General features: G+C 64.8%; 11 protein-coding genes. All 11 read left to right on the top strand.

Going from position 1 to position 11,774, the window contains the following annotated elements:
- The first annotated feature begins 4 nt into the window (after positions 1-4).
- The 11 genes from AACW18_RS16900 to AACW18_RS16850 all read left to right on the top strand — a co-directional run bounded on the left by AACW18_RS16900 (position 5) and on the right by AACW18_RS16850 (position 11,751).
- Entirely contained in the window at positions 5-1,396 is a 1,392-nt protein-coding gene (locus AACW18_RS16900) for an alkaline phosphatase (RefSeq protein WP_218291918.1), read from the top strand.
- Between the two features lie 22 nt (positions 1,397-1,418).
- Positions 1,419-2,798: an alkaline phosphatase gene (locus AACW18_RS16895; RefSeq protein ID WP_371317044.1), complete on the top strand. Its 1,380-nt coding sequence runs from the start codon at positions 1,419-1,421 to the stop codon at positions 2,796-2,798.
- Positions 2,799-2,843: 45 nt separating this feature from the next.
- Positions 2,844-3,527 carry a hypothetical protein gene (locus AACW18_RS16890; protein ID WP_218389395.1) on the top strand — a complete coding sequence of 228 codons (684 nt, stop codon included), beginning with the start codon at positions 2,844-2,846 and terminating at the stop codon, positions 3,525-3,527.
- Between the two features lie 80 nt (positions 3,528-3,607).
- Complete coding sequence (locus AACW18_RS16885) at positions 3,608-4,339, top strand: substrate-binding periplasmic protein (RefSeq protein WP_218389295.1); 732 nt, start codon at positions 3,608-3,610, stop codon at positions 4,337-4,339.
- Positions 4,340-4,569: 230 nt separating this feature from the next.
- Positions 4,570-4,965 (top strand): nucleoside diphosphate kinase regulator, encoded by a 396-nt coding sequence (gene rnk, locus AACW18_RS16880; RefSeq protein WP_033131171.1) that lies wholly within the window; start codon positions 4,570-4,572, stop codon positions 4,963-4,965.
- Positions 4,966-5,166: 201 nt separating this feature from the next.
- Positions 5,167-5,757, top strand: coding sequence for a transcriptional regulator UhpA (gene uhpA, locus AACW18_RS16875; RefSeq protein ID WP_033131170.1), 591 nt, complete (start codon positions 5,167-5,169; stop codon positions 5,755-5,757).
- Positions 5,754-7,271: a signal transduction histidine-protein kinase/phosphatase UhpB gene (uhpB, locus tag AACW18_RS16870; protein ID WP_218389294.1), complete on the top strand. Its 1,518-nt coding sequence runs from the start codon at positions 5,754-5,756 to the stop codon at positions 7,269-7,271. The genes uhpA and uhpB overlap by 4 nt, the downstream gene beginning before the upstream one ends.
- Before the next feature lie 27 nt (positions 7,272-7,298).
- Positions 7,299-8,633, top strand: a complete 1,335-nt coding sequence (locus AACW18_RS16865) for an MFS transporter (RefSeq protein WP_218389293.1) — start codon at positions 7,299-7,301, stop codon at positions 8,631-8,633.
- A 467-nt stretch (positions 8,634-9,100) separates the two neighbouring features.
- On the top strand, positions 9,101-9,889 hold the full coding sequence (locus AACW18_RS16860; protein ID WP_218291922.1) for a transporter substrate-binding domain-containing protein: 789 nt from the start codon (positions 9,101-9,103) through the stop codon (positions 9,887-9,889).
- A 98-nt stretch (positions 9,890-9,987) separates the two neighbouring features.
- On the top strand, positions 9,988-10,947 hold the full coding sequence (locus AACW18_RS16855; protein WP_218291923.1) for an amino acid ABC transporter permease: 960 nt from the start codon (positions 9,988-9,990) through the stop codon (positions 10,945-10,947).
- Between the two features lie 60 nt (positions 10,948-11,007).
- Positions 11,008-11,751 carry an amino acid ABC transporter ATP-binding protein gene (locus AACW18_RS16850; RefSeq protein WP_256351934.1) on the top strand — a complete coding sequence of 248 codons (744 nt, stop codon included), beginning with the start codon at positions 11,008-11,010 and terminating at the stop codon, positions 11,749-11,751.
- Positions 11,752-11,774: the final 23 nt, after the last annotated feature.

Genomic DNA, 11,774 nt, shown 5'->3' with positions numbered 1-11,774 from the left:
CCCAATGAGAAAAATGGCAGGACTTGCATTGATGATCGGCGCCGCCCTGGCCGCCGGCTGCAACTCCACAAACGACAGCGACACCCCTGAACCCAGCGCCAAGAATGTGATCTTCTTCCTCGGCGATGGCATGGGCCTCAACACCCTGACCGCGGCCCGCATCTACGGCGTCGGGGAAGAGGGCAGTCTCACCATAGACACCCTGCCGGAGACGGCCTTCATCAAGACCTTCTCCCACGACTCCCAGGTCACCGACTCGGCCCCCTCCATGGCCGCCTACATGACCGGGGTCAAGAGCAACAACGGCGTCATCAGCATGGACAGTGATGCCACCCAGGAGAGCGACTGCAGCCAGAGCGCCGGCAAGCCGGTCACCACCCTGCTGGAGCTGGCCAAGGCCGACGGCCGCGGCACCGGCGTGGTCACCAGCACCCGGGTCACTCACGCTACCCCGGCCGCCACCTACGCCCACATCTGCAACCGGGATCTGGAGGCGGACATCGCCGCCCAGCTGGTGCCGGGCGGTGCCGGCTACAACGGCGCCTTGAAAGAAGGGCTGGACGTGGTGCTGGGGGGTGGCAGCAGCTTCTTCCTGCCGGCGGCCGACCAGGGCAAGCGGGAGGATGGCCGCAACCTCATCAACGAGATGCAGGCCAAGGGCTACCAGTTCGCCAGCAACCTGGATCAACTGAACCAGGCCGAGGCGGGCAAGCCGCTGCTGGGACTGTTTGGCTCCAGCCACATGAAATATGACCTGGACAGACCGGCCAGCGAGCCGTCACTGGCCCAGATGACCCTGGCTGCCATCAAGCAGCTCAAGGACAAGGAGAAGGGCTACTTCCTGATGGTGGAAGGGGGCCGCATCGATCATGCCCTGCACGACACCAACGCCAAGCGCGCCCTGCAGGACACCCTCGCCTTCGACGACGCCATCAAGGCCGCCATCGACGAGGTGAAGAAGACCGACCCCGAGCTGAAGAACACCCTGATCGTGGTCACCGCCGACCATGACCATACGCTGGTGCTCAACGGTTATGCCAAGCGCACCGGCAAGACCACCGCCGACAACCCGGGCGTGCTCGGGCTGGTGAAGAACTACGAAACCGGCGAACCGAGCAAGGATGCCGACGGCATGCCCTACACCATCATCGGCTTCGGCAACGGCTACAACCGGGTGGATGGCTCGCGCAGCAGCGTGGCCGCGCTGGACGATGCCACCGTCTCGGCCGACGACTATCACCAGGAGGTGGTGGTCAAGGTGGGTGACATAGGCAACGAAACCCATGGCGGCACCGACGTCTTCCTCGGCGCTATCGGCCAGGGAGCGGACAGCTTCCACGGCTCTCTCGACAACACCGCCGTGTTCGGCAAGGTCAAAGCTGCGGCCAAGCTGTAAGGAGCATTCCATGAGAACAAGCATGACAACAACCATGAAAAAGACCCTGGTGTGCACCGCCCTGTTCGGTGCCCTGGGTGGCCTGTCCCAGGCCCAGGCCAGCGACGCCAAGAATGTGATCCTGTTTATCGGTGACGGCATGGGCCCCACAGTGCTCACCGCCACCCGGCTGTTCAAGGTGGGGGAAGAGGGCAACCTGGAGATCATGAAGCTGCCCCGCAGCGCCCGCATCAAGACCTTCTCCAACGACGCCCAGACCACGGACTCGGCCCCCTCCATGGCGGCCTACACCACCGGCGTCAAGATGAACAACGAGGTGATCGCCATGAGCAGCGACACCCAGGCGGTCGCCCCGGCTAAGGACATCAACGGCAACAAGGGCATCAACAACTGCACCGGCGACAACGGCACCCCGGTGCCGACCATACTGGAGCTGGCCAAGGCGGCGGGTAAATCGGTCGGTGCCGTCACCACCACAGAGCTGACCCATGCCACCCCGGCCGCCACCTACTCCCACATCTGCCACCGGGACGCGGCCTACGCCATCGCCGAGCAGGCGGTACCGGGCGGTGCCGGCTTCAACACCGCGCTCGGGGATGGGGTCGACGTGCTGATGGGGGGCGGCGCCAATCACTGGACGCCCTACAGCGCCAGCAACAAGGGCGGCCGGGCCGATGGCCGGGATCTGACCGCCGAGCTGAGCGCCCAGGGCTATCAATACGTCACCACTCAGGGCGATCTGGCCAAGGTCAGCAGCGGCAAGGTGCTCGGCCTGTTCAGTGCCAAGTCCCACCTCGACTACGAGTTGGACCGCGTCGCCAAGGGCGCCGCCAATACCCAGCCGTCCCTGTCCGAGATGACCGCCAAGGCGATCGATCTGCTGAGCCAGAACAGCCAGGGCTACTTCCTGATGGTGGAGGGGGGTCGCATCGACCACGCCCTGCACGCCACCAACGCCAAGCGCTCCCTCACCGATGCGGTGGCGCTGGACGAGGCGGTCAAGACGGCGCTCGGCAAGGTGGACTTGAGCGATACCCTGATCGTGGTCACAGCCGATCACGACCACACCATGACCATCAACGGCTACTCCGCCAAGGGCAACAAGGTGCTGGATCTGGTCAAGAACGGCGACGGCACTACCCAGAACGACGTGGATGGCAAGCCCTTCACCACCCTGGTATTCGGCAACGGTCCCAACCGCGCCGACGTGCGCCCCACCCTCACCAGCGATCAGGTGATGGCGGACGACTACCTGCAGGAGACCGGCGTCAAGCTCGGCGCCGAGACCCATGGCGGCGGTGATGTGATGCTGTTTGCCGATGGCGCGGGCAGTGACCGCTTCAAGGGCACCTTGGACAACACCAAGGTGTTTGGCAAACTGCGGGAGGCGCTCGGCCTGTAAGTGGCAGGGGCCCGCACGGGCCCCTGCTCTTTCGAGCGACAGATGATGAGAAGACTCTTGCTCCCCTTGCTGCTACTCGGCAGCACCCTCTTTACGCAGGCGCGGGCCGACGAGGCGCCGGATCTCGCCGCCCGCATCAGTTATCAGGACAGCGTCACCGGCAGCGACGGCATAGCCCGGGCGAACCAGTGGCAGGAGAAGTGGATGCGGGTCGGCAACCAGGTGTGGAGCCAGCGGTTGATCCCGCTGCCCCTGGCCCGCGCCTACCACGCCAGCCACGACGCCAACCCCGGCCACAAGCACTTCACCCACCAGATGGCGGCCCGCTGGGTCAGCCGCGCCGAGGATGGCGAGCTGCAGCTGCGCTACGCGGATGCCTGGCACAATCAGCTGGTAGAGGTGCCCGCCGAGGAGTATGGCCAGGTCGCCTTCAAGCCCGACTGGACGCGCATTCGCCATCTCGTGGATCCCGCCCTGCTGCAAGGCATGACCGCCCTCGACGAGACGGCGCCCGATCAGGCGCGCTGGTACGAGAAGCGAGAGGGCAAGCAGCGCACCCGCATCCTCTGGTCGAGCCAATGGCAGATCCCCCTGGTGGTGGAGTCGGCAAGCCTGGACGGCTATCGCATCTACCGCATGACGCTGACCCTCAAGCCGCTGCCCAAGCAGCTGCCCTGGCAGCAGCTGGACGGCTACCAGACCCTGGACCTGCGCGACTTCTTCGACTGAGGGCGCCCCCGCCACGGGAGGCGCTCACTTTACGGGCAGAGATGGTACACTTCGCGTACTCATCCTTGTCCCGGTCCGTTATGCGTATTCCCGTCTTGCTGCTTGCCTTCGGTGCCCTCTTGACCACGGAGTCAGCCCACGCCGTGGTGGTCATCGCGGCCGAGGTACCCCCCTTCGTCATTCGCTCCTACCAGGGCGCCCCGAGCGGCATGGCCATCGAGGTGCTGGAGGAGGCGGCCCGCCGCCTGGATGAACCCCTGACCTTCGAGCTGATGCCAATGGCCCGCGCCCTCATCCAGACCCGCCACCGACCGGACGTGCTGCTGCTGCCGCCGGTGCGCAGCCCCCAGCGCGAGTCTCAGTTTCTCTGGATAACCCCCCTGCTGGACGAGGCCTTCGTGCTGGTCAGCCACCGCCAGCATCATCCCGCCCCGCTCACCATCGAGGAGCTGCCCGCGCAGACCATAGGGGTGATGCGCGGCTCCTATGGCCAGAGCCTGATCCAGTCCATCGCCGAGACCAGGGTGGAGCCGGTGGCGGCGGAGGCCAACAACGCCAACAAGCTGGCGCTGGGCCGCATCCAGGGCTGGGCCGTGGCCTGGAACACCGCCCGCTATACCCAGCAGCAGGCCGGCTTGCCGCTGGCCAGCCTGGTGCGCGGCGAGACCCTGCAGCGCACGGCCATCTACCTCGCCGCCCACCCCGACTTCCCGCCCAGCGAGGCGGCGCGCTGGCGCAAGGCGATCCAGGCCATGCGCCGGGACGGCAGCCTGGCCAACATCATCAAGCAGTACGATTATCAGGCGCCCTGAGCCCTCTGCCGGGGCAATTGCCAAAGCCGTCCAGAATGGTTATGGTATCCACATGAAAGCGCTCATGATTTTTTCAAGTCTGCTCACACCCCATTGAGCCCCCGCCCTCGCCCCTGACCGCGAGTCGTTCGGGGGCACCGCCTGTGCGATCTCTTTACAGCCTCTGACTTTTTCGACCGACCAGCCTGCCCGCCATCCTGGTCCTGTCCGCCATTGATAAGGAATGCCCTATGAAACAACCTCATCTCGTGATCTCCAGCCTGGATCTGGATCGCATCGAACAGTTGCTCGGCAACCACCCCCAGCACCTTGCCCTGCAAGAGGAGCTGGATCGCGCCGAGATCCGCGAGCCCGCCGACATGCCGCCGGACGTGGTAACCATGAACAGCACGGTGCGCTTCAAGATGCAAAACAGCGGCTCCGAGTTCTGCCTGACCCTGGTCTATCCGAAGGATGCCCAGGGGGACGAATCCAAGATCTCGGTGCTGGCACCGGTCGGCAGCGCCCTGCTGGGCCTGAAGGTGGGTGACAGCATCGCCTGGCCAGGTCCCGCCGGTCGCACCATCCAGGTCGAGATCCTGGAAGTGGTCTACCAGCCGGAGCGGGCGGGCGAGCTGCACCGCTAGTCGCCGCGGACGCGCGTCAGCCTCGGGCGGCGCGTCCCTTGCTGAGCGGCCAGGCGCCTGCCCTCCTGATCCCGATCAAGCTTTGGGTGCACGCCGCCACTTATCTTGGTCACTCTTTGCCCTCCCCCTTGAGCCTGACCTCGGCCACGGGTATCTTGTTGGCCGCGCCAGCACCCTGGCCGCAGATTTCAGGCTGACATCATGATAAAAATTGCCCTCATCGACGATCACCAGATCGTCCGCTCCGGCTTCGCCCAACTGCTCAATCTCGAACCCGATCTGCGGGTCGTTGCCGAATTCGGCAGCGCCGCCGAGGCGCTGGCGGGCCTGCCCGGCAGCGGCGTCCAGCTGTGCGTGTGCGACATCTCCATGCCGGATCAGTCCGGGCTGGAGCTGCTCAAGCGCCTGCCCGCCGGCCTCGCCGTGGTGATGCTGTCGGTGCACGACAGCCCGGCGCTGATAGAGCAGGCGCTGCAGGCGGGGGCCAAGGGCTTTCTCTCCAAGCGCTGCAGCCCGGAGGAGCTGATCGCCGCGGTGCGCACCGCCGCCCACGGCGGCTGCTACCTGACCCCGGACATCGCCCACAAGCTCGCCAGCCACAGCCGGGATCCCCTCACCAACAGAGAGCGGGAGGTGGCGCAGCTGCTGGCCCGCGGGCTGGAGGTGAAGGCCATCGCCGAGCAGCTCGGGCTCTCCCCCAAGACGGTGCACGTCCACCGCGCCAACCTGATGGACAAACTACAGGTCAGCAACAACGTGGAGCTGGCCCACCGCATGCTGGACAGCTGGTGATCCACCGCCTTGCCAGCTATGTCGCCATCTCGCTGGCGGCCTGCTTCATCTTCGCCGCCGGCTGGTTCTGCCTGTGGAGCATCGGCCTGCACCTGGCGGGCGGCCCGGTGCTGGCGGTGCTGCTGTTCCCGTTCGGGCTGCGGCTCGGCTTGCTGCTGCAAAGCCCCCTCGCCTACTGGCCGCCCTTGCTGCTGTGTGAAACCCTGCTGCTCTATTGGCTCGACGGCGAGATAGGCCTGCCAGCCTGGCCGCTGATCCAGGCCGGCACCCTGCTCACCCTGCTGCCGCTGCTCATCGCCCGCCGCCAGCGGGTGCGCAACGACTGGCAGCAGCTGCTGGTGCTGCTGGCCACCGTCACCGCGGCGGCGCTGCTGCAGTCCCTGCTCTGGCACCTGGCCGGGGAGGATGGCCTCACCGCCCTGCTGCTGACCCTGACCGGCGGCCTGACCCTCACCTCCACCTGCATGCTGATCTGGCACTACCTCACCCGCGCCACCTGGGTGCCACTCGGTCCGGCGCTGATCGATCAGCCGGTAGACTGGCGCTTTCGCCACCTGATCTGGTACCTGCTGCTGTTCGTGCTCAGCCTCTGGCTGCAACTCGGTCTGCCGGACTCGCTGGTGCGTTTCACCCCTTTCTGCCTCGCCATCCCCATCATGGCCATGGCCTGGCGTTACGGCTGGCAGGGGGCCCTGCTCGCCACCCTGATGAACACGGTGGCGCTGATGGCGGGCCAGGCCTGGCACGATCACCCGCTTGACCTGCTGCTCTCCCTGCTGGCCCAGAGCCTGACCGGCCTGCTGCTCGGCGCCGGCATCCAGCGCCAGCGCGAGCTGAACCAGGCGCTGACCCGCCAGCTCGCCCACAACCGCCAGCTCACCGAGCGGCTGCTGGAGACAGAGGAGAGTATCCGCAAGGAGGTGGCCCGCGAGCTGCACGACGACATAGGCCAGACCATCACCGCCATCCGCACCCAGGCGGGGATAGTGCGCCGGCTGGCGCCTGACAACCCTGGGGTCGGCCAGAGCAGCGCCCTCATCGATACGTTGTCGCTCGGCATCTATGACGCCGTGCGCGGCCTGCTCGGCCGGCTGCGTCCCCGCCAGCTCGACGACATGAGCCTGGAGCAGGCGGTGCAGAGCCTGCTGCGGGAGCTGGAGCTGGAACGCCACGGCATAGTCACCCGGCTCGAATGGCGGCTGGCGGACGAGGATCTTTCCGATGCCCAGCGGGCCACCCTGTTCCGGGTCTGCCAGGAGGGGCTCAACAACGTGGTGAAGCACGCCAACGCCAGCTCGGTCCGCATTAGCGCCCAGCAGCAGGGGGAGCGGTTGCAGCTGCTGCTGGAAGACGACGGCTGCGGCCTGCCCGAGCAGACGGCCCAGGGCTACGGCCTGCTCGGCATCCGCGAGCGGGTGCAGGCGCTGGGGGGCAACCTGCAGCTCTCCTGCCTGCACGGCACCCAGCTGACCCTGAGCCTGCCCAGCCGCAAGCGAGACGAGCCCCATGCGTAACGACCCACTCCGGACGAGCCCAGTGCCATGCTGAACTTTATGAAGAGCCGCCCGGCGGCCCCCCTGGTGCGGGATCAGCGCGAGATCAATGCCAGCTATCGCCACTGGCGCCTGCACATCTTGCTGACCATGTATCTGGGCTACGCGGTGTTCTACTTCACCCGCAAGAGCTTCAACTTCGCCATGCCGGACATGCTGGCGAGCGGCATGCTGGACAAGGCCGACATCGGCATGCTGTGGACCCTGTTCTACCTCACCTACGGCTGCTCCAAGTTCTTCTCCGGCATCATCAGCGACAGGGCCAACCCCCGTTACTTCATGGGGTTGGGGCTGATGGCGACCGGGGTCATCAACATATTGTTCGGGCTCTCGTCGTCGCTGTGGCTGTTCGCGGCGCTCTGGGTCGCCAACGCCTTCTTCCAGGGCTGGGGCTGGCCCCCCTGCTCCAAGCTGCTGACCAGCTGGTATTCCCGCACCGAGCGCGGCTTCTGGTGGTCGGCCTGGAACACGGCCCACAACGTGGGCGGCGCGCTGATCCCGCTCATCGTCAGCACCATAGCCCTGCAGCATGGCTGGCGCTACGGCATGATAGTGCCGGGGCTCATCGCCATACTGGTCGGGCTGATCCTCTGCTGGCGACTGCGGGATACCCCGAGCACCCTGGGGCTGCCCACGGTCGGGCAGTGGCGAAGCGATGCGCTGGAGATAGCCCAACAGACCCAGGATGCCGATCTGACGCCGCGCCAGATCCTGCGCAAATACGTGCTCGGCAACCCCTACATCTGGCTGCTGGCCTGCTGCTACGTGCTGGTCTACGTGGTGCGTACCGCCATCAACGACTGGGGCAACCTCTACATGACGGAGCAGCGCGGCTTCAACCTGATGAGCGCCAACTCCGCCATCTCGATGTTCGAGGTGGGGGGCGTCATCGGCGCCCTGGTGGCGGGCTGGGGATCGGACAAGCTGTTCAACGGCAACCGGGGACCGATGAACCTGATCTTCGCGGTGGGGATACTGCTGGCGGTGGGATCGCTCTGGCTGATGCCCTTCTTCAGCTACGTGATGCAGGCGGCCTGCTTCTTCACCATCGGCTTCTTCGTATTCGGCCCGCAGATGCTGATCGGCATGGCCGCCGCCGAGTGCTCCCACAAGGATTGTGCCGGGGCCGCCACCGGCTTCGTCGGCCTGTTCGCCTACATGGGGGCGGCGCTGGCGGGCTATCCCCTGGCCAAGGTGATGGAGATCTGGCACTGGAACGGCTTCTTCGTGGTGATCTCGGTGGCGGCCGGGGTCTCAGCCCTGTTGCTGCTGCCCTTCCTCAAGGCCCAGGCGCCGCGCCCCCTGCTCGCCGAGCCGGCCTGACGGCAACGTTCGGGCCGGCTCCTGATAGTCGTGGTCCCCCTCCCCCGCCTCCTGGCCGTTGAGCTGCTTGAGGCCACCCCGCGCCAGCCCACCGCGGCCAAAGAGGGGTCATCCGACTATGGTTCGCCATCATCAAGCCCATTTGATCCCCGTCGAACCGGCGAAAGTGCCCCTTATAAGCTTTTGGACTTGAACCCACGGCGTTAGATAGATATGTTGTTTTCATGTGGTTTTATGAGCCAGGCCGCGAGGAAAAAGTCGCACTAACCTATTGAGTCATCTGGCACAATCGGCTTTTGGTACATTTTTCACTCAGCGCGTCATTCATAGAATCTCATATGGGGCTTCTACCCAACTCAAGACAATAATCCTGTCTTGCCTGTTGCCGGATGCAGCAGTCTCTTGTGCCACGGAGTCGCACGGGATCAGGTTCAAGGCCGAACACACTTTCGACAGAGACGTCACTTATGATCAAAAAACTCATTCTCTCTACCCTGCTGCTGTGCGGGCTGGCCAATGCCGCCCCCAGCTCCACCCTGGATGCCGTGCTGGAGCGCGGTGTGCTGCGCGTCGGCTTCGATGCCGGCTATCAACCCTTCGAGATGACCAACAAGCAGGGCCAGTACATCGGCTTCGACGTGGACCTGGCCAAGATGGTCGCCAAGGAGATGGGGGTCAAGGTCGAGTTCGTCAACACCGCCTGGGACGGCATCATTCCGGCCCTCTTGACCGACAAGTTCGATGTCATCATGGGTGGCATGACTGTCACCCCCCAGCGCAACCTGCGAGTCAACTTCGCCGACCCCTACATAGTGGTCGGTCAGACCATAGTGCTGCGCAAGGACAAGGCGGGCGAGATCAAGTCCTTCCAGGATCTCAACGATCCCAAGTACAAGATCGCGGTCAAGCTCGGCACCACAGGCGAGCAGGCGGTCAAGCGCATGATCCCGAAAGCCACCCTGCTGCAGTATGAAACCCAGGACGACGCCAAGCTGGAAGTGATCAACGGCAAGGTGGATGCCTTCATCTACGATCTGCCCTACAACGCCATCTTCGCCTCCCAGAATCAGGGCGCCGTGGTGCACCTCGACAAGCCGTTCACCTTCGAGCCGCTGGCCTGGGCCATCCGCAAGGGGGATCAAGACACCCTCAACTGGCTGAACAACTACCTGCGCCAGATCAAGGGCGACGGCAGCTACGACCGCCTCTACAAGAAATGGTTTGAATCCAACGCCTGGTTGAATCAACTCAAATAACCTCTCAAGGGGCGGCCCGGCCGCCCCTTCACGCAGTTCCCCACACAATAACGACAAGAGAGGTTGTGACAGTGATCAACCCCAAATCCACAAGACAGATGGAAAAACAACCCAATCAGCTGCTCTGGCACGGCATCTTCCTGCTGCTGCTGCTGACCGCCGTCTTTGGCATTTACAAGGCCGTGCAATCGGTGGATTACACCTGGCGCTGGGAACGCATCCCCCAGTACATCGCCTACCAGGCCGAACAGAAGAATTACGCCGAGTTTGACGGCACCGTAGTGGCCGGCACCACAGCCGCCGAGAAGGGCCAGCTGTTCCTGCAAAACGATACCGATCCCGGCCAGCGCCAGCCCATCGCCGCCAGCGGCGCCCAGGTTGCCGAAGGGGATACCGTCTTCCTCGGCGATACCCTGGATATCGAACTCACCTGGACCGCAGGCCCCATCGCCTGGGGTGTCTGGGTCACGGTCAAGCTCTCCCTGGTGGCGGGCATCTTCGCCATCCTGCTCGGTACCCTGGCCGGCCTCGCCCGCCTCTCCCCCAACCCGGCCCTGCGCAACCTGGCGGTCACCTATGTGGAGCTGATCCGTGGCACCCCGCTGCTGGTGCAGATCTTCATCGTCTACTTCTTCATCGGCACCGTACTCAATCTGGATCGCTTCACCGCCGGGGTGGCGGCGCTCGCGGTCTTCACCGGCGCCTATGTGGCCGAGATAGTGCGCGCCGGCATCAGCTCCATCCACAAGGGCCAGATGGAGGCGGGCCGCAGCCTGGGGCTGACCTCGGCCCAGACCATGCGCTACGTGATCCTGCCCCAGGCGTTCAAGCGGGTATTGCCCCCCCTGGCAGGCCAGTTCATCAACCTGATCAAGGACTCCTCCCTGGTCTCCGTCATCTCCATCACGGATCTGACCAAGGCCGGCCGCGAGGTGGTCAGCTCCACCTTCAGCCCGTTCGAGGTGTGGTTCACCGTGGCCCTGCTCTATCTGGTATTGACCGGCACCCTCTCCTTCCTGGTGCGTCGTCTGGAGGTGAAATATGCGCGCAGCAACTGATCCCATCATCGAAACCGGCGACCCGAGACAGATCGACGCCGGGAGGACCGAGGCATGACCATGCGTAACAAAGCGGACCCCATCATCAAGGCCACCGGCGTGGAGAAGATCTATGCCGGCGGCGTGCACGCCCTGAAGAACGTCAGCACCCAGGTGGCCGAAGGAGAGGTGGTGGTGATCGTCGGCCCAAGCGGCTCCGGCAAATCCACCTTCCTGCGCACCCTCAATCAGCTCGAGACCATCAACGATGGCGACATCTGGGTCGATGGCATCTGCCTGACCGAGCCCGGCGACGTCAACAAGCTGCGGGAAGAGGTGGGCATGGTGTTCCAGTCCTTCAACCTCTTCCCCCATCTCAACGTACTGGACAACATCAGTCTCGCTCCCCAGAAGGTGCGCGGTCTGTCGCGCAGCGACGCGCAGGACAGGGCCAAGGCGCTGCTGCTCAAGGTGGGGCTGGCCAACAAGGCCGAGAGTTATCCGTCCCAGCTCTCCGGTGGCCAGCAGCAGCGGGTGGCCATCGCCCGGGCGCTCGCCATGCAGCCGCGCATCATGCTGTTCGATGAGCCTACCAGCGCCCTCGATCCCGAGATGGTGGGCGAGGTGCTGGACGTGATGAAGGGGCTGGCCCGAGAGGGCATGACCATGGTGGTGGTGACCCACGAGATGGGCTTCGCCCGCGAGGTAGCGGATCGGGTGCTGTTCATGGAGGGCGGCGAGCTACTGGTGGATGAGAAGCCCACCGACTTCTTCGACAATCCCCCCTCCCCGCGCCTGCGCCAGTTCCTGAGTCAGGTGTTGTAAGCAAAAGGAAGAAAACGAAGAGG

The organism is Aeromonas sp. sia0103 (assembly GCF_963895295.1).
Classification (GTDB): Bacteria; Pseudomonadota; Gammaproteobacteria; order Enterobacterales; family Aeromonadaceae; genus Aeromonas; species Aeromonas encheleia.
The sequence above is the reverse complement of the archived record's forward strand: the minus strand, read 5'-3'. Positions and strand labels throughout refer to the sequence as shown.